We start from the raw sequence: 17,391 nt of genomic DNA on the forward strand, positions 1-17,391 counted from the left end.
TCTCTACTCTGGCGCGCGGACGACGCCGCGTAACGCGGGGACTGTACCACATTTTTACCGTTGATACCCAGGCCAGATTCATTCGTGAAAAGACTACCCCAGTAGCCAGAGGAACAGCAGACCGAACATCAGCCCGACGGTCAGAATCGTCGCGCAGACGCTGTACTGAAGTTTGCCGTCCAGCAGCGAATGCAGCGCAATGCCAACCACAACGGCAACCGGCATCAGCGCCAGGAAGAACGGCCAGGTGTAGAGGAGAAAAAATAGCGTGTTACTGCCATAGATCAGGAAGGGAATACCCAGCGCCAGCAGCCATGAAATAAAGCCCACGGCCGCCCCCGACAGAGACCACGTGGTCTCGTCGCTGGCGGCCGGCGGCGGTTCTGAACGAATAATACTGAGGTTCTGGGTATTGCGCATATCGAATCCTGTTGACCTGGCGACCGGCATCATTCGCTGATACCGCCGCCGTTTCAGGATCTGATAATATCGCTCTGTCGTAGCAGGTCTAATAGTTGGTGCACCAAATTTGTTACCAATTGTTCACCGTCGAGGTGAATTTCTGCCCTCTCCGGGGATTCATACACTGAATCGATCCCGGTAAAGTTGCGCAATTCCCCGGCCCGCGCCTTCTTGTACAGGCCCTTCGGATCCCGCGCTTCGCAGATCGCTAACGGCGTATCGACAAATACTTCGATAAAGCGCCCTTCCCCTATACGTTCGCGCACCATTTGTCGCTCTGCGCGATGCGGAGATATAAACGCCGTCAATACAACCAGCCCGGCATCGACCATCAGCTTCGCCACTTCCCCCACGCGGCGAATGTTTTCTTTGCGGTCGTCGTCGCTGAAGCCAAGATCGCTGCACAGGCCGTGACGCACATTATCGCCATCCAGTAACCAGGTGCTCACGCCGAGCCGATGCAGCTCCTCTTCCAGCGCGCCGGCAATGGTTGATTTTCCCGAACCGGAAAGTCCCGTAAACCAGACCACTGCGCCTTTATGCCCATGCAGCGCTTCTCGATCTTTACGTGTTACCTTATGGTCATGCCAGACGACGTTTTCGTCATGTCGGGCCATTACTTGCCTCCCAGCAGGTCGCGAGCGTCCCAGTGCGGGAAGTGCTTGCGAATAAGCTGGTTCAGCTCAAGCTCAAACGCGCTGCACTGTGAAGCGCTCGCCTGAACCCGTTCATGGGGTTCATGAACCATACCTGCGCCAACGGTGACGTTGGTCAAACGGTCGATAAAGATCAGGCCCCCGGTAACCGGGTTATCCTGGTATTTATCCAGCACCAGCGGCTCGTCAAAAGTGAGATCGATCAGCCCGATGCCGTTCAGGGGCAGCGTTTCCACTTCGCGCTGGGTCAGGTTGTTGATATCCACCTGGTAGCGAACGCTATCAACGCGGGCGCGAGTTTTCTTACCGGCGATTTTAATGTCGTAGCTTTGGCCCGGGGTCAGCGCCTGCTCCGCCATCCATACAACATCAATGCTGGCGCTTTGTACTGCGGGCAGAGAAACTGCCGCATCGACCAGCAGATCGCCACGGCTGATATCAATTTCATCCTTCAGCACGAGGGTGATCGCTTCCCCGGCCGCCGCTTCTGGCAGATCGCCGTCGAAGGTGACGATGCGCGCAACGGTGGATTCCACTCCGGACGGGAGCACCTTAAGACGCTGCCCTACCCTCACGCTACCGGAGGCCACCGTCCCGGAAAATCCGCGGAAGTCGAGGTTCGGGCGGTTAACGTACTGTACCGGGAAGCGCAGCGGCTGGCTTTCCACCACGCGCTGAATCTCAACGGTTTCCAGCACTTCCAGCAGCGTCGGACCGCTGTACCACGGCATTTTCTCACTCTGGCTGGCGACGTTGTCCCCTTCCAGGGCAGAAAGCGGAACAAAGCGAATGTCGAGATCGCCAGGCAGCTGCTCCGCAAAGGTCAGATACGCTTCGCGGATGGTGTTGAAAGTCTCTTCGCTAAACTCGACGAGATCCATTTTGTTCACCGCCACCACCAGGTGTTTGATCCCCAGCAGTGTCGAAATAAAGCTGTGACGACGGGTTTGATCGAGCACGCCTTTGCGGGCGTCGATCAGCAGGATCGCCAGTTCGCAGGTTGATGCACCGGTCGCCATATTACGGGTGTACTGCTCGTGCCCCGGCGTATCGGCGATAATAAACTTGCGCTTCTCGGTAGAGAAATAGCGATAGGCGACGTCGATGGTGATGCCCTGCTCGCGCTCGGCCTGCAGGCCATCCACCAGCAGCGCCAGATCCAATTTTTCGCCCTGCGTACCGTGACGTTTGCTGTCATTATGCAGAGATGAGAGCTGATCTTCGTAAATCTGTCGGGTATCGTGCAGCAATCGACCAATCAGCGTGCTTTTACCGTCATCAACGCTGCCGCAGGTCAGAAAGCGCAGCAGGCTTTTGTGCTGCTGGGCGTGCAGATAGGCTTCTACGCCGCCTTCATCAGCAATTTGTTGTGCAATCGTAGTGTTCATGGCGGCTCCTTAGAAATAACCCTGACGTTTCTTCAGCTCCATGGAGCCTGCCTGGTCGCGGTCAATCACGCGCCCCTGTCGTTCGCTGGTGGTCGACACCAGCATCTCTTCGATGATCTCCGGCAGCGTTTGCGCATTGGACTCCACCGCGCCGGTCAGCGGCCAGCAGCCAAGGGTACGGAAGCGCACCATCTGTTTTTTGATCATCTCGCCGGGCTGCAGATTAATGCGATCGTCATCGATCATCATCAGCATCCCGTCGCGCTCCAGCACCGGACGCTCTGCCGCCAGGTACAGCGGAACAATTTCAATATTTTCCAGATAGATGTACTGCCAGATATCCAGCTCGGTCCAGTTGGAGAGCGGGAACACGCGGATGCTTTCACCTTTGTTAATCTGGCCGTTATAGTTGTGCCACAGTTCCGGGCGCTGGTTTTTTGGGTCCCAGCGATGGAAGCGGTCGCGGAAGGAGTAAATACGCTCCTTGGCGCGAGATTTCTCTTCATCGCGACGCGCGCCGCCGAACGCGGCATCGAAGCCGTATTTGTTCAGCGCCTGCTTAAGGCCTTCGGTTTTCATGATATCGGTATGTTTGGCGCTGCCGTGAACGAACGGGTTAATCCCCATCGCCACCCCTTCCGGATTTTTATGCACCAGCAGTTCGCAGCCGTAGGCTTTAGCGGTACGGTCGCGGAACTCATACATTTCGCGGAATTTCCAGCCGGTATCAACGTGCAGCAGCGGGAACGGCAGAGTTCCTGGATAAAACGCTTTACGCGCCAGATGCAGCATTACGCTGGAGTCTTTACCGATGGAGTACATCATCACCGGGTTAGAGAATTCGGCGGCCACCTCACGAATAATATGGATGCTTTCCGCCTCCAGTTGCCGCAGGTGAGTAAGTCGTTTTTGGTCCATAACCGTTCCTTAAGCCAGATTTACTACAGAAGCCTTAAAGGCGTCTGAGGATGAGGTGTGTTGAAACCAGGCAAGCTGATGATGTAATCGCACCACTTCGCCCACTACCAGCAGCGCGGGCATCGGGGCATCTTTCGCCAGGTTTTCGAGTTGTTGTAATGTGCCGGTCCGGGTTTGCTGATCAGCGCGAGTACCCCGCGAGATCACCGCCACCGGGGTGTCGCCCGCGCGACCGTTAGCGATCAGCTGAGCGCTGATTTCCGCCGCTTTCAGGCTGCCCATATAAATCGCCAGGGTCTGGCCGCTTTGCGCCAGCCGAGTCCAGTTGAGCGGGGAGTTTTCCGCACCGAAGTGCCCGGTAATAAAAGTTGCGCTTTGCGCGTAATCGCGGTGGGTCAGCGGGATCCCGGCATAAGCCGTGGCGCCAGCCGCTGCCGTCACGCCCGGGACAACCTGAAACGGAATACCGGCTTCAGCCGCAGCCTGCAGCTCTTCGCCGCCGCGCCCGAAAATAAACGGGTCGCCGCCTTTCAGGCGAATCACCGTATTGCCCGCTTTCGCCGCCTCTACCAGCATGCGGTTAATGTCCTGCTGCGGTACGGAGACGCCGACGGCGCTTTTGCCCACGCAGATTGTCTCCGCGTCGCGACGCACCAGCTCGCGGACTTCCGGCGTGACCAGATTGTCGTAAAACACCACATCCGCCTGCTGGATAGCCTGCAGGCCGCGCAGGGTCAGCAGTCCGGCATCGCCAGGCCCCGCGCCGACGAGGATAATTTCACCGAGCCGCTTTTCCGGCTGTCGGAGCTCATCTTCCAGCGCCTTTTCCGCTTCGGCTTTATTGCCCGCCAGCATCAGGCTGGCAAAGCGGCCGGTAAACACGCGTTCCCAAAAACGACGGCGTTCGGCAGTGGTTTTCAGATGGGTTTTAATATGATGACGCCAGTAGCTCGCCGTTTCGGCCAGCCGCCCCAGGTTGGTGGGCAGCAGCGCTTCGATTTTTTCGCGCAAAATTCGCGACAGCACCGGCGCTTTGCCGCTGGAAGAGATAGCCACCAGCAGCGGAGAACGATCGACGATTGACGGGAAAACAAACGAGCACAGCGCCTGATTATCAACCACGTTGACCAGCCGGTAGCGCGCGTTGGCCGCGGCATAAACGCGCAGGTTCAGCGCGTCATCTTCGGTAGCGGCAATCACCAGGAATACGTTATCAAGCTGCTGCTCTTCAAATTCGGTGGCCCGCCACTGAATTTCCTGACGCTCAACCTTGCCGGCAAGTTCCGGAATTAGCGCGTCGGCGACAATCTGTACCTTCGCTTCAGCACGCAGCAGAAAGGTGATCTTGCGCGCGGCAATCTCGCCGCCGCCGATCACCAGTACGGGTCTCTCTTTCACTTCGGCAAATATCGGCAAGTATTCCACTGCGCAACAACTCTCTTACAATCAGCAATAGAGCGACTATAGGGTGCGGTTTAGAGCAAATGAAATTACGAAATGGAATGAGTTGTGACTCAAAAGAATAACGGCCTGGAAAAGCTAATATCAAAAAGTGCTTAACACGCGGTTTTTCCACCATTTAAGAGCGATTGAAATTGTTTAACCCCGATCACAGTTTCATACTACGCGGGTGAAATTGTTTTAAGTGCTAAAGGACCCCCCTATGTTTTCCGCATTGTGCCGTCGCCTGCTTCCCCTGGCGTTGAGCGCAGGTTTTGTCTTCACCGCCGCCCCGGCAATAAGCGCTCTGGGCGACACCACCAATGCTCAGGCTCGTCACATCGCTACCTTTTTTCCCGGAAGAATGACCGGTTCGCCCGCCGAGATGCTGTCGGCTGATTATTTGCGTCAGCAGTTCACGCAAATGGGCTACGAGAGCGATATTCGCAGTTTTAATACCCGATACATTTACACCAACAACGATAATCGCAAAAACTGGCAAAACGTCACCGGCAGCACGGTTATCGCCGCGCATGAGGGGAAAGATCGCCAGCAAATCATCATCATGGCCCATCTAGATACCTACGCGCCGCAGACCGATGCCGACATAGAAAATAACCTCGGCGGCCTGACGCTGCAGGGCATCGATGATAACGCCCTCGGTCTGGGGGTCATGCTGGAACTTGCTGAGCAGTTAAAGAATATCCCTACGCGTTATGGTATTCGCTTCGTCGCCACCAGCGGTGAAGAAGAGGGTCGTCTGGGTGCGCAGAATATGCTTAAGCGTATGAGCGACGCGGAGAAGAAAAATACCCTATTGGTCATTAACCTCGATAATCTGGTGGTGGGCGATAAGCTCTATTTTAATAGCGGCCGCAGCACGCCATCCTCGGTGCGCAAGCTCACCCGCGACCGGGCGCTGGCTATCGCTCGTAGTAAAGGTATTAGCGCCGCCAGCAATCCTGGCCTGAATCCTGACTATCCAAAAGGGACCGGCTGCTGTAATGATGCCAGCGTATTTGACGAAGCCGGGATCCCGGTATTAACCGTCGAAGCCACCAACTGGTCTCTGGGACGCAAAGATGGCTACCAGCAGCGCGCCAAATCTCGTTCGTTCCCGGACGGTACCAGCTGGCACAACGTTCAGCTGGATAACCAGCAGTATATTGATAAAGCCCTGCCGGGCCGTATTGCTCAGCGCAGCCGCGATGTGATGAGGGTTATGCTGCCGCTGGTGAAAGAGCTGGCGAAGGCGGAGAAGAGACCCGCCTCAAAATAGACTAACGATAAAATGCGGCAACAAGGACTGTCGCCATGATGCTTTAATACCGTTGTTCCTGCTACTGGCTGTCAGCATGCGCTCCATCGCCGACAGCCAGGTCTATATCTGGGGAGCTGAAAAAACGCTGCCCCGAACCTGTTCAGATAACAAATACGCCACCACTGACCTCTCACCTCTGTCAAATTACACCTGAGGTGAATGGAGTATTTCGGAGTCCCATAAGGCGTTGAGCGCATTTGCGATGCGCTCGCGCCTGGCCGTTTCCGTTGCCTGCTGGCGCTGTTTAACCAGGGGTTTAAGCTGCGCGATAAACTCATGCGTGGGCGCTGGCAGACTGCTTTCGTCAACGGGAATTTCTTGCCCGGTATCACGGTTAAAGACCTTTACACCGTAGGTTGGCACATGAGCAAAAATGGCCTTATCCTGCAGCGCCTCGCTAATACCTGACATCGTTTGCCCATCAAAGCGCAGCTGGACGGCCTTGCTCCACTTATCGCCAAAATAGATCATTCTGGATAAAAAGTAGCTGCCAAAAGGCTCTCTGACGCCGCTTTCCGAGTGCATAAACCAGGCCCGGGAATCATGGATATAGTTATCATACAGAGTGATCAGCCCGCTGATTTTATCGTTCTGCTCTCGTTTCAACAGGCACGGCTCAATATGCTGACGGAATCTGTACTCGCCCGCCTGCTTAAATCGCAGATATTCATAGGCTTCATTCTGATGGGTATAAAAGTAGGCCGCCTGGGCGAGCAGTGGATCCAGTATCTGTAGATTTGCCGCCGTCGTGCTTATCTCCCATGAAAAGCCGGTTTCGGCACTTGCGGCAATAGTGCAGGTGGCCGAATCGATCGCCCCCTGCGCTTTCTGCTTCATCGCCGGTTTAAACAGCGCCTGGGGGCGAGCTTTACGCATGTAGTCCGCCGCAAACTCGGTGGCGGCTTCCCAAAGCTGACCGCGGGCGTTGTTGGCATCGAACAACGGTTGCCCAACAAGCTCCGGGCCAGGGAACCAATTTTCATCGCCCCTGTGTCTGGACGCCTCTTTATTACGCGCCTGCGCTATCGCCTCAGCTTTGCATTGCAAAAGCGACCACTCACGGGCAAGGGCGCGCTGCGCCTGTTGGCTGAACCCTGCCGCATACGGCTGGGCGGTAATCTCCGGGTGCTGGGCCGCATGCTGGAAGAAGGGCTGCGACGTGAGATTTATTGGCGATGTCCTGGGTGAAGCAAAACGTGCGATACGCCAGCCGGTCATCCAGATCATTTCCGCTTCCAGCATCTCTTCCAGACAGACTGACTCAAAACGAAACGGCGCGTAGATAGCATCGTCAGACAGCGGATCCTCCTGCTGATTGTCAAGGGAGAGGGTCGATCGCCAGTTGTTAAAGGTGTCTACCAGTCCGGGATAAAAATCAAATTCCCCAACTGAAGCAAAACTCATTTCCCGAAAGATATACATTTGCCTGAAATCCGGGTGCAACAGGGCAAAAACATCAGGATGAAACGACAGCGGCGCCCCGGCATCCATCGCGGCAGCATACATATCATGCAGAGTAATTTGCGATAACAGATCGCCCGCACCGCCCCGGCCCTTGCCCTGATCCCCACAGGGGTATCCCCCGCCAACGTCGGAGTGCATACCGGGGTAGACCACTTCCTGAGTCTGGGATAAATAGCTGCCAGCGGCGGTACGGATGGAGTCCAGCGAAAATGCCTGACGCTGCTCGTGAGCAGCCACCAGATGATAGCAGCGCTTGATTAACCCTGACTGCGTCAGCGGCTGCGTCTGCTCCGCCCAGCCGTTGTGACCGGTAAAGCCCGGAACCACATTGGCAATTCCCACTGCCGGCACGGTATCAAAGAGGCCTAAAAATTCCACCGAAACCTTCACGCCGAGCAGCGTTCCTGCCGGGAAACCGAGTAGTCCTTCGGCCAGCGCTTCATCCAGCCAGCTGACAAAAGCGCGGGCTTCTGCCGCGCCGCGGGAAAAACCGTACACAAACAGCTTTATCGCTGCCGTCTTGCACTGCGCGCGCACGAATTTTTCCTGCACCAGCCTTAAGAGTTGTTCAAACATACGCAGCCGCATCCGCATCTGACCAGGCATTGTCTTCCGCGAGTCCAGATAGGCCTGGTTTACTTTTTCACGGTTGTAAGACATCGCCGCGCTGCCAGCGAATAACCCCAGTTCCACAGCCGCCGAAGTGCTGGAGCTGTTCATCGCCTGAACCGCCCTTTTCATTATGCCGTTGCCGAGGAAATTTTTTGTCACGGTATGGTTCAGGGCATTACAAAGCTGCACCATCCCCCAGTTGATACGGTCCTCGCCGCCGACAGCAAACTGCAGTCCCGACGAATAATAGTCATAGGTACCAATCTGCGGAAAAGGCGTACCAACGCCGGGAATATAGAAGGCGTAAAATCCACGCTCATTTGCCATGAGATCATCAGGCGCGCAGGCACGGTATAGTTTTGCCACGTTCGACGGGTGCGGCGGCATGCAGGCGGTATCTTTTAGCGCATTATTATTGGTACCGTCAAAAAACAGGCTGATATGCAGGCTCTTACAGCAGGGGCTGCTTTTTTGCCGGCGGGACTCCTGGCGAAATAATGCCTCCTCCCTGTCGATTTTGATTATATTGGCGTTGACCTGCCGCTGGCTTAAAAGCAACCGGCCCTCTTTCGGAAAAGCGGGAGGAACCCAGCACGGATCGCCCGTAGTGGTAAGCTGATGATTGCCAAAATGTTTCTTAAAAGATTCGGTTATTGGGGACATTGGGCAGGCTCCGACTGACGGTAGGGATCTTTTATCGGGTGATCAGGATGGGTCGGCCCGTGGCAGGTGGCCGTTACTTTAATCTGCTGACAGGGCAAGAAATGCACCTGCAGGCCGCAGGAATCTTCATATTCGGGAATAGTGGCCACCGCTTTATAGTGGCGATAATTTGCTTCATGATCTTTCGCATAATCACGAAATTCTTTTGTTCCCATTGGGGGCATATTTTTGGGAAACGGGACAGGATCCACCTCCCACTCCACTACCACCTGCATATTGGGCCGCCATTTTTCCGGCAGCGATATACAGCAGGTAAACCCCCCGGCGTGTCCCCGGTAGCCGTTGACGGAGAACCAGTTGATATTCGTGCCTGCCATATGGTTATAGCCCAGCAGATTAGCCGCTACGTAGCTGCTCTTCCCGCTGCCGCGCGGTGCTTCTTTTTCTGCCGGATCACAGCCCAGCAGTAAAAAACATAACAGCGGCACTGCTTTAACTATTCCCTGCATAGTATGAACTCCGTTTCATGTCACACTGAAGGCGCAGCCTCTGCTGCGGTTGATAACGCCCAGCTCACAACAATAAAATCATGGCGTTTCTGGCGGGCACTGGCCAGGCTCCGGCAGATCGAAAGGTTCTTTAATCGGGTGGTCAGGATGAGTCGGCCCGTGGCAGGTGGCCGTTACTTTAATCTGCTGACAGGGCAAGAAATGCACCTGCAGGCCGCAGGAATCTTCATATTCGGGAATAGTGGCCACCGCTTTATAATGGCGATAGTTAGCCCTGTGTTTTTCTATATATTCATCATACTTAGGGTCGCTGAATCTGGGGATATCCTTCGGAAACGGGTCAGGATCCACCTCCCACTCCACTGCCACCTGCATATTGGGCCGCCATTTTTCCGGCAGCGATATGCAGCAGGTAACCCCCCCGGCGTGTCCCCGGTAGCCGTTGACGGAGAACCAGTTGATATTCGTGCCTGCCATATGGTTATAGCCCAGCAGATTAGCCGCCACGTAGCTGGTCTTCCCGCTGCCGCGCGGTGCTTCTTTTTCTGCCGGATCACAGCCCAGCAGTAAAAAACATAACAGCGGCACTGCTTTAACTATTCCCTGCATAGTATGAACTCCGTTTCATGTCACACTGAAGGCGCAGCCTCTGCTGCGGTTGATAACGCCCAGCTCACAACAATAAAATCATGGCGTTTCTGGCGGGCACTGGCCAGGCTCCGGCAGATCGAAAGGTTCTTTAATCGGGTGGTCAGGATGAGTCGGCCCGTGGCAGGTGGCCGTTACTTTAATCTGCTGACAGGGCAAGAAATGCACCTGCAGGCCGCAGGAATCTTCATATTCGGGAATAGTGGCCACCGCTTTATACTGACGAAAGGTAGCCTTATATTTTTCCATATAATGTTTATAGTTTGGATCATCGAAGTGGGGGAGATCCTTCGGAAACGGGTTAGGGTTAACCTCCCACTCCACTGCCACCTGCATATTGGGCCGCCATTTTTCCGGCAGCGATATGCAGCAGGTAAACCCCCCGGCGTGCCCCCGATAGCCGTTGACGGAGAACCAGTTGATATTCGTGCCTGCCATATGGTTATAGCCCAACAGATTAGCCGCCACGTAGCTGCTCTTCCCGCTGCCGCGCGGTGCTTCTTTTTCTGCCGGATCACAGCCCAGCAGTAAAAAACATAACAGCGGCACTGCTTTAACTATTTCCTGCATAGTACGAACTCCGTTTCATGTCATACCTATCCCGTGTGTATCCTTTACCGTCTCCACGGCTTACATCCGCCAGAAAAGATCCTTCTGCCATTGCAGAAGCGCCAGTCATAATTGCGCTTGCTGGCCAACCTGCAGGTGAGAAAGGGCATTTACTGTCCCTCTGGCAGGGCTGCGTACCCTTCTCTGGCCAATGAAAGCACGCCACGACAATCCACGTAACCGATCCGGTGGGTTTTGTTAGTACGATTCGAAAAAATCTTTAGATATGCCCGGAAAGCTCATCCCTGACAGTATCCACCCCGCCGCCGAAAATAACATGCGCAGCAAACGTTTTACGCAATAACCAGAGAGCAAATAGCTCGGAAAAACCGGATGCAGATGGTAAATCAATAAAACGCGCGCAGGCATTGTATGCCGCTGGAAATGCGTCTGGAACCAAAACGCAGTGACGGTAGAGCGAACTGCAGAAGCGGTGATAGTTGTAGCGTGATGGTTCAGGTAAATCATATTTATATCCATTTCCTGTGAGGCAGCCATACGATCTGCCTGGGTAGTCGATATCGCACTGCGTTCCATTTTTAATAATCAGTAACCTTTCCGCGCTATTCTTAAGTTTCTCGTTTATGTTTTCGACGGCCCAATTTTTCCTGGTTCACTCGTAAATAATCATTAATTTATCGCGTATGATGAGAGAACATTCCTTCTTAATCCCTTCAATTTACGCAGAAAATTGTTCTGTCGTTTGCTTTTCTGATGTCTTCTCGGTTGAGGGAAAGTGCTGCTTTCTTGAGAACAGGCAGTTCCCGGTTCATCTACCAGAATGCCGCAAAAAAGTTTGAAAATTCTTTGATATTTACTGATAAGGTTTGTTCTGAAAGAAACTGCATCAGATAGTGTGTCGAATGCAAACTCGTCCGTACCAGATTGCTGAATGAAATGTTCATCTTCGAGATATATACATCGTTTACCGGCACTTTTGGCGTAACAGCGTTCAATTAACCCTTCAAGGGAGATATAATAATTGTCTTTTGTAACTATTTCCTTTTCAAAGAACATGACGCTACCTTGCGCTTTATTTAAGATAAATATCCCCAGCAGACATAAATACAGAGAGGCATAAGCAAGGCGTTCAGAAAAACATTACGGTATTCATATGGTGCAAGAAAATGTGAAATTTATTCGTTCTGTATTCGCCCTGAAGGAAAAAATATAAATATAATTCGTAGTCTGTGTCAAGCCGGGAAGAAACAAGAAATTAGCGCGTAGCGGATAATTATTAGATAAGCTCGTAATAAAACATGAATCACTTACGTTGTTCATCCATGCCGGCTACACAACTAACAATAAGAATATATGAATCAATAATGAATTCATAAAATGAGATTCTTAGTTGCAGCAAAACCCAGGAAAGCCCAGGCTTGTGTTGAACACGGGCCGCAGAAAATTGAGTCGAATCCCGGCAGCTTATCTTTCGGCCTTCCCATGCCAGTTTCAGCACCCGGTTGTGTTGAAGGAGCTACGGTTATGCCTAAAATACGGTGCTGCTCAGCCGATTAAGCGATCGCAGCACCATCTTACTGTTGATTTTTCGGGATGGCAGAAGCCAGGAGCGTGATGGCCATCATGCCCTGGCCACCGCTAAACAGAGCTCTGCTATTTTACCCCGCTTTTATGGGAATACGCAGGGCAGCGCCGGGACTCATATTAACCTTCGTGCAACCCGCACTCTCTTTTCAGGCCAAAGAAGCGCGTTTCTTCCTCCGCCATCCCCGGCTCCCATTTGCGCGTGGTGTGGGTATCTCCTACCGACAAATAGCCCTGATCCCAAAGCGGATGATATTTCAGGCCGTGCTTTTGCAGATACTGGTAAACCGTGCGGTTATCCCAGTCGATGATCGGCAGCACCTTAAACACGCCACGCTGGATCGCCAGCACCGGTAAGTGGGCGCGACTGCCGGATTGCTCGCGGCGCAGGCCCGCAAACCAGGTTTGCGCGTTCAGCTCTTGCAGTGCCCGGTTCATCGGCTCAACCTTGTTGATGTCATTATATTTTTCAATGCCCTCAACGCCCTGCTCCCACAGTTTACCGTAGCGCGCTTCCTGCCAGGCGGAGCTCTCCTTCGCCCGATAGACCTTCAGGTTCAGGTTGAGTTTGTCCGTTAACTCATCGATAAACTGGTAGGTTTCGGGGAACAGATAGCCGGTATCGGTCAGAATAACCGGGATATCCGGGCGCACCTGATTGACCAGATGCAGGCTCACCGCCGCCTGAATACCAAAGCTCGAAGAGAGCACGTATTCCCCCGGCAGGTTTTCCAGCGCCCACGCAACGCGCGCTTCCGCGCTCAGCTTTTCCAGCTGACTATTGGTTTCCGCTAGCTGTAAAACGCGATCGACCTTCGGTAATGCGTTCAGCGCGTTTAAATCGAGTACGGACATAAGAACCTCATTTGCCTGTTTTTACCGGGGGCCCTGCGTTTACCCGGTCGACAAGACCCGCAGGCCCGGTAAGCGAAACGCCACCGGGCAGCGGGATGTTATTCCCAGAAATCCCGGGCTGGATCGAGCACCGGACGAATAATGCCCGCACGCACCGTAAAGTCGCCGAAGCCTTCACCCGCTTCTCGCTCTTTCGCCCAGCGCCCTACCAGTTCGTCGATTGAGTCGAGAATTTCCGACTCGGTAATGTTTTCCCGGTACATGCGCGGAATCCGCGTCCCGCTACGGTTGCCGCCAAGGTGCAGGTTGTAGCGGCCCGGCGCTTTACCCACCAGGCCCACTTCCGCCAGCATCGCGCGACCGCAGCCGTTCGGGCAACCGGTGACGCGGGTAACGATATGCTCGTCGCCAACGCCATGTTTGCTCATCACCGCCTCGACTTTATCGATGAATGACGGGAGGAAGCGCTCGGCTTCCGCCATCGCCAGCGGGCAGGTCGGGAATGAGACGCAAGCCATCGAATTTTCGCGCTGCGGCGTAACGGCGTTCATCAGGCCGTGCTCGCGGGCCAGCTTCTCGATCTTCGCCTTCTGATCTTCCGGTACGCTGGCAATAATCAGATTCTGATTTGCCGTAATACGGAATTCGCCCTTATGGATCTTCGCGATCTTCAGCAGACCCGTTTTCAGCGGGCGGCCCGGATAATCAAGGATACGTCCGTTTTCAATAAACAGCGTCAGATGCCAGTTATTGTCGATACCTTTCACCCAGCCGATACGATCGCCGCGGCCGGTGAACTCGTATGGACGAATCGGTTCAAACTTGATGCCCGCCCGACGCTCCACTTCTGCTTTAAAGGTCTCAACGCCAACGCGCTCCAGGGTGTATTTGGTTTTCGCATTTTTACGGTCGGTACGGTTGCCCCAGTCGCGCTGGGTCGTCACCACCGCTTCCGCTACCGCCAGGGTATGCTCCAGCGGCAGATAGCCAAACTCGCTCGCCGTACGAGCGTAGGTTTTCTTATTGCCGTGCTCAATCGATAAACCGCCGCCCACCAGCAGATTAAAGCCCACCAGCTTGCCGTTTTCAGCAATAGCCACGAAGTTCATATCGTTCGCGTGCAGATCGATATCGTTCTGCGGCGGGATCACCACGGTCGTTTTGAACTTACGCGGCAGATAGGTCTGGCCGAGGATCGGTTCTTCATCGGTGGTGGCAACTTTCTTTTGATCCAGCCAGATCTCAGCATAGGCGCGAGTGCGCGGCAGCAGGTGCTCGGAGATCTTCTTCGCCCATTCATAAGCTTCGGCGTGCAGCTGAGACTCGTTCGGGTTGGACGTACAGAGCACGTTACGGTTCATGTCATTAGCGGTGGCCAACGCATCCAGTCCGACCGAATGCAGCATCTGGTGCACCGGCTTGACGTTCTTCTTCAGAATGCCGTGAAACTGGAAGGTCTGACGGTTGGTCAGACGGATACTGCCGTAGATGGTGTTATCGGCGGCGAATTTATCGATCGCCTGCCACTGTTTGGTGGTGATCACCCCGCCCGGCAGGCGGCAGCGCAGCAGCATCGCGTGACGCGGCTCCAGCTTCTGCGCCGCACGTTCGGCGCGGATATCGCGGTCATCCTGCTGATACATACCGTGAAAACGGATCAGCAGAAAGTTATCGCCTTTAAAACCGCCGGTCAGGCCGTCATTCAAATCTTCCGCAATGGTGCCGCGCAGGTAGTTGCTTTCGAGCTTCATGCGCTCGGCGTCAGTCAGTTTACCTTCGACCACCAGCGGGCCTGGATGTTTTTCGCTCATTAGTAGACATCTCGCTGATAACGGCGCTCTACGCGCAGCTCACTTAAAAATTCGTCCGCCGCTTCGGCGTCCATCGCGCCGTATTCGGCAATCACTTCCAGTAACGTCTGCTCAACGTCTTTTGCCATACGATTGGCATCGCCGCAGACATAAATATGGGCACCGTCGTTAATCCAGCGCCACAGTTCGGCTCCCTGCTCGCGCAGTTTGTCCTGAACGTAGACTTTTTGTTGTTGATCGCGGGACCAGGCCAGGTCGATGCGGCTCAGCACGCCTTCTTTGACGTAGCTCTGCCACTCCACCTGATAGAGGAAATCTTCAGTAAAGTGCGGGTTGCCGAAGAACAGCCAGTTCTTACCCTCTGCGCCTTCCGCCGCGCGCTGCTGCATAAACGCGCGGAAAGGCGCGATGCCGGTACCGGGACCAATCATGATCACCGGCGTTTCCGGGTTCGCAGGCAAACGGAAGTTATCGTTATGCTCGATAAAAACGCGAACTTCGCCGTCTTCTTCGACGCGGTCGGCCAGGAAACTGGAAGCGCCGCCGGCACGAGCGCGACCTTCAATATCATAACGCACTACGCCAACGGTGACGTGGACTTCGCTTTCCACTTCCGCCTGCGAAGAGGCGATCGAGTACAGCCGCGGCGTCAACGGGCGCAGCAGGTCAACCAGCGCCTGGGCATCCAGCTGCGCCGGCGAGAAACGCACCATGTCGACGATCGGCGTGGTTGCGGCGTAGTGCTGGAGCTGTGCCTTATCGCCCACCAGCGGCAGTAAAGACTCGCTGCGGGTTAAGGTGGCGTAGTTTTCCACGATATTGCCGGTGTTGACCGTCAGCTCAAAATGCCATTCCAGCGCTTCAGCAAGCGGTAGCGTTTTGCCGTCGACCGTGACCGGTTCCGTACCTGTTAGCCAGAGCAGCTCCACCAGCTCCTTCACCAGCGCCGGATCGTTCTGATACCAGACACCCAGCGCATCGCCCGGCTGATAGCGCAGGCCGGAGTCGCCGAGGTCGATTTCAATATGGCGCACATCCTTTTCTGAATCACGGCCGGTGATTTTCTGATTCACCGCCAGCGTCGCAGTCAGCGGCGCCTCTTTGGTATACGGGCTGGTGTGGATTTCATTCACCGCCCCGCTGGTCACCAGCTGAGACGGAGAAGCAGCAGGCGCGCGCGCTTTCAGCACCTCAACCACGCGGGCGCGCCATTCGGCAGCGGCGGTCTGATACTCCACATCAGCGTCAACCCGATCCAGCAGGCGTTCACCGCCCAGCTCGGCCAGCTTGTTATCAAAATCCTTGCCGGACTGGCAGAAGAATTCATAGGAGGTATCGCCGAGGCCAAACACGGCAAATGCCGTATCGGTCAGCTTGGGCGCTTTCTTCGAGAACAGGAACTTATGCAGTGCGACGGCTTCTTCCGGCGGCTCACCTTCGCCTTGTGTTGACGTCACGACGACCAGCAGTTTTTCGGTGGCAATTTGTTTAAATTTATAGTCGCCTGCGTTAATCAGCTTCACATTCAGCTGCGCCGCCTGTAGATCGTCACGCAGCGCTTCAGCGATGCGGCGGGCATTGCCGGTTTGCGAGGCCGAAATCAGCGTGATGGACGGCACTTCAGCCGCCTGGGCTGGCGCAACAACCGCCGCGCCGGGCTGCTGATTCAGCATCCCCCAAAAATAGCCGGAAACCCAGGCTAGCTGGGTAGGCGTGAAGTCAGTCGTGGCCGCCTGAAGGCGCGCCATTTGCTCCGGACTCAGCGGTAGCAAATTGGAAGGTGGGGCCTGTGTCGTCATGCGTCGTTATGTTCCAGTAAGCAAAGCTGTGATTCACGCCCTGTCAACGTGATAAAACAGAAGAGAATAGAAGGTTAACGGCGCAGATAGTAACAATTAAAGAAGGGATGGAAATAACAAATAACCAAATGGACTAACCTGTTTTAGTTATAGTTATTAACAACAAAATCGATTAAATAAGTTGCTGTAATATAAAGATATAATTCCCATAAACCGCATGGATATGTCCATTTTGTGTTCAGGACCGTTTTAGTTAATGATAAAAAATGTACTTTCCGGTACCCTACGGCGGTTTTTTTGCCATATTGAGAATAAAAGATGTCCACCACGCTGTTTAAAGATTTCACTTTCGAAGCCGCTCACCGCCTGCCGCACGTACCGGAAGGCCATAAGTGCGGACGCCTGCACGGTCACTCTTTTATGGTGCGCCTGGAGATTACCGGTGAAGTCGATCCCCATACCGGGTGGATCATGGATTTCGCCGAGCTGAAAGCCGCATTCAAACCCACCTACGATCGCCTGGATCACTACTATCTGAACGATATTCCGGGACTTTCCAATCCTACCAGCGAAGTCCTGGCAAAATGGATCTGGGAGCAGATGAAGCCTTTGGTTCCGCTACTCAGCGCGGTGATGATCAAAGAAACCTGCACGGCGGGCTGCGTCTATCGCGGCGAGTGATCCCTTTCGC

At 54.4% G+C, this 17,391-nt stretch carries 16 protein-coding genes; 2 read left to right on the forward strand and 14 right to left on the reverse strand.

Translation table 11 applies throughout. From position 1 onward, the window contains the following. Positions 1 to 93: 93 nt before the first annotated feature. The 5 genes from ACSIPU_RS18365 to cysG are packed head-to-tail and all read right to left on the reverse strand — an operon-like array spanning position 94 to position 4,840. On the reverse strand, positions 94 to 420 hold the full coding sequence (locus ACSIPU_RS18365) for a DUF3561 family protein (RefSeq protein WP_004104978.1): 327 nt from the start codon (positions 418 to 420) through the stop codon (positions 94 to 96). A 53-nt stretch (positions 421 to 473) separates the two neighbouring features. Then, positions 474 to 1,079, reverse strand: coding sequence for an adenylyl-sulfate kinase (gene cysC / locus ACSIPU_RS18370; protein ID WP_004104979.1), 606 nt, complete (start codon positions 1,077 to 1,079; stop codon positions 474 to 476). Beyond that, on the reverse strand, positions 1,079 to 2,506 hold the full coding sequence (gene cysN / locus ACSIPU_RS18375) for a sulfate adenylyltransferase subunit CysN (protein ID WP_047720722.1): 1,428 nt from the start codon (positions 2,504 to 2,506) through the stop codon (positions 1,079 to 1,081). The genes cysC and cysN overlap by 1 nt, the downstream gene beginning before the upstream one ends. A 9-nt stretch (positions 2,507 to 2,515) precedes the next feature. Then, on the reverse strand, positions 2,516 to 3,424 hold the full coding sequence (gene cysD / locus ACSIPU_RS18380) for a sulfate adenylyltransferase subunit CysD (protein ID WP_004104981.1): 909 nt from the start codon (positions 3,422 to 3,424) through the stop codon (positions 2,516 to 2,518). 9 nt (positions 3,425 to 3,433) lie between these two features. Beyond that, positions 3,434 to 4,840: a siroheme synthase CysG gene (cysG, locus tag ACSIPU_RS18385; protein WP_163525304.1), complete on the reverse strand. Its 1,407-nt coding sequence runs from the start codon at positions 4,838 to 4,840 to the stop codon at positions 3,434 to 3,436. Positions 4,841 to 5,087: 247 nt separating this feature from the next. Here cysG and ACSIPU_RS18390 point away from each other — a divergent pair, with 247 nt between their 5' ends. Continuing rightward, a complete protein-coding gene (locus ACSIPU_RS18390) occupies positions 5,088 to 6,143 on the forward strand; it encodes an aminopeptidase (RefSeq protein ID WP_032745843.1) in 1,056 nt (351 codons plus the stop codon). Between the two features lie 186 nt (positions 6,144 to 6,329). On the opposite strand, the gene ACSIPU_RS18395 is transcribed toward ACSIPU_RS18390, so the two are convergent. From ACSIPU_RS18395 to cysJ, 9 genes are all read right to left on the reverse strand, one after another. After that, a complete protein-coding gene (locus ACSIPU_RS18395) occupies positions 6,330 to 8,924 on the reverse strand; it encodes a T6SS phospholipase effector Tle1-like catalytic domain-containing protein (protein WP_004104986.1) in 2,595 nt (864 codons plus the stop codon). Further along, positions 8,912 to 9,433: a DUF3304 domain-containing protein gene (locus tag ACSIPU_RS18400; RefSeq protein ID WP_017145484.1), complete on the reverse strand. Its 522-nt coding sequence runs from the start codon at positions 9,431 to 9,433 to the stop codon at positions 8,912 to 8,914. Before ACSIPU_RS18400 ends, ACSIPU_RS18395 begins: the two co-directional genes overlap by 13 nt. Positions 9,434 to 9,511: 78 nt before the next feature. Further along, positions 9,512 to 10,042: a DUF3304 domain-containing protein gene (locus ACSIPU_RS18405; RefSeq protein ID WP_017145483.1), complete on the reverse strand. Its 531-nt coding sequence runs from the start codon at positions 10,040 to 10,042 to the stop codon at positions 9,512 to 9,514. Between the two features lie 78 nt (positions 10,043 to 10,120). Further along, positions 10,121 to 10,651 (reverse strand): DUF3304 domain-containing protein, encoded by a 531-nt coding sequence (locus ACSIPU_RS18410; protein ID WP_224227111.1) that lies wholly within the window; start codon positions 10,649 to 10,651, stop codon positions 10,121 to 10,123. Positions 10,652 to 10,888: 237 nt separating this feature from the next. Next, positions 10,889 to 11,188 carry a hypothetical protein gene (locus ACSIPU_RS18415; RefSeq protein ID WP_004104991.1) on the reverse strand — a complete coding sequence of 100 codons (300 nt, stop codon included), beginning with the start codon at positions 11,186 to 11,188 and terminating at the stop codon, positions 10,889 to 10,891. Between the two features lie 132 nt (positions 11,189 to 11,320). After that, positions 11,321 to 11,707 (reverse strand): hypothetical protein, encoded by a 387-nt coding sequence (locus ACSIPU_RS18420; RefSeq protein ID WP_017145481.1) that lies wholly within the window; start codon positions 11,705 to 11,707, stop codon positions 11,321 to 11,323. Positions 11,708 to 12,355: 648 nt separating this feature from the next. After that, the gene (cysH, locus tag ACSIPU_RS18425; protein WP_004104993.1) at positions 12,356 to 13,090 is read right to left on the reverse strand and encodes a phosphoadenosine phosphosulfate reductase; all 735 of its coding nucleotides are present in this window, start codon (positions 13,088 to 13,090) and stop codon (positions 12,356 to 12,358) included. Between the two features lie 98 nt (positions 13,091 to 13,188). Continuing rightward, positions 13,189 to 14,901: an assimilatory sulfite reductase (NADPH) hemoprotein subunit gene (gene cysI, locus ACSIPU_RS18430; protein ID WP_004104995.1), complete on the reverse strand. Its 1,713-nt coding sequence runs from the start codon at positions 14,899 to 14,901 to the stop codon at positions 13,189 to 13,191. Then, a complete protein-coding gene (gene cysJ, locus ACSIPU_RS18435) occupies positions 14,901 to 16,700 on the reverse strand; it encodes an NADPH-dependent assimilatory sulfite reductase flavoprotein subunit (protein ID WP_024274627.1) in 1,800 nt (599 codons plus the stop codon). Before cysJ ends, cysI begins: the two co-directional genes overlap by 1 nt. 318 nt (positions 16,701 to 17,018) lie before the next feature. Between cysJ and queD the strand changes: the two genes are divergently transcribed. Beyond that, the gene (gene queD, locus ACSIPU_RS18440) at positions 17,019 to 17,381 is read left to right on the forward strand and encodes a 6-carboxytetrahydropterin synthase QueD (RefSeq protein WP_004104999.1); all 363 of its coding nucleotides are present in this window, start codon (positions 17,019 to 17,021) and stop codon (positions 17,379 to 17,381) included. Positions 17,382 to 17,391 lie beyond the last annotated feature (10 nt).

The sequence above is a fragment of the Klebsiella sp. HN106 genome (assembly GCF_051209435.1).
In the GTDB taxonomy this organism is placed as follows: Bacteria; Pseudomonadota; Gammaproteobacteria; order Enterobacterales; family Enterobacteriaceae; genus Klebsiella; species Klebsiella oxytoca.

What these genes read in the sequence shown, in the direction of transcription:
- ACSIPU_RS18410 (WP_224227111.1), bottom strand. Translation starts at nt 10,651, where the DNA reads ATGCAGGAAATAGTTAAAGCAGTGCCGCTGTTATGTTTTTTACTGCTG.
- ACSIPU_RS18415 (WP_004104991.1), bottom strand. Translation starts at nt 11,188, where the DNA reads ATGGCTGCCTCACAGGAAATGGATATAAATATGATTTACCTGAACCAT.
- cysJ (WP_024274627.1), bottom strand. Translation starts at nt 16,700, where the DNA reads ATGACGACACAGGCCCCACCTTCCAATTTGCTACCGCTGAGTCCGGAG.
- cysI (WP_004104995.1), bottom strand. Translation starts at nt 14,901, where the DNA reads ATGAGCGAAAAACATCCAGGCCCGCTGGTGGTCGAAGGTAAACTGACT.
- ACSIPU_RS18400 (WP_017145484.1), bottom strand. Translation starts at nt 9,433, where the DNA reads ATGCAGGGAATAGTTAAAGCAGTGCCGCTGTTATGTTTTTTACTGCTG.
- ACSIPU_RS18405 (WP_017145483.1), bottom strand. Translation starts at nt 10,042, where the DNA reads ATGCAGGGAATAGTTAAAGCAGTGCCGCTGTTATGTTTTTTACTGCTG.
- cysC (WP_004104979.1), bottom strand. Translation starts at nt 1,079, where the DNA reads ATGGCCCGACATGACGAAAACGTCGTCTGGCATGACCATAAGGTAACA.
- ACSIPU_RS18390 (WP_032745843.1), top strand. Translation starts at nt 5,088, where the DNA reads ATGTTTTCCGCATTGTGCCGTCGCCTGCTTCCCCTGGCGTTGAGCGCA.
- cysN (WP_047720722.1), bottom strand. Translation starts at nt 2,506, where the DNA reads ATGAACACTACGATTGCACAACAAATTGCTGATGAAGGCGGCGTAGAA.
- ACSIPU_RS18420 (WP_017145481.1), bottom strand. Translation starts at nt 11,707, where the DNA reads ATGTTCTTTGAAAAGGAAATAGTTACAAAAGACAATTATTATATCTCC.
- cysD (WP_004104981.1), bottom strand. Translation starts at nt 3,424, where the DNA reads ATGGACCAAAAACGACTTACTCACCTGCGGCAACTGGAGGCGGAAAGC.
- ACSIPU_RS18365 (WP_004104978.1), bottom strand. Translation starts at nt 420, where the DNA reads ATGCGCAATACCCAGAACCTCAGTATTATTCGTTCAGAACCGCCGCCG.
- cysH (WP_004104993.1), bottom strand. Translation starts at nt 13,090, where the DNA reads ATGTCCGTACTCGATTTAAACGCGCTGAACGCATTACCGAAGGTCGAT.
- ACSIPU_RS18395 (WP_004104986.1), bottom strand. Translation starts at nt 8,924, where the DNA reads ATGTCCCCAATAACCGAATCTTTTAAGAAACATTTTGGCAATCATCAG.
- queD (WP_004104999.1), top strand. Translation starts at nt 17,019, where the DNA reads ATGTCCACCACGCTGTTTAAAGATTTCACTTTCGAAGCCGCTCACCGC.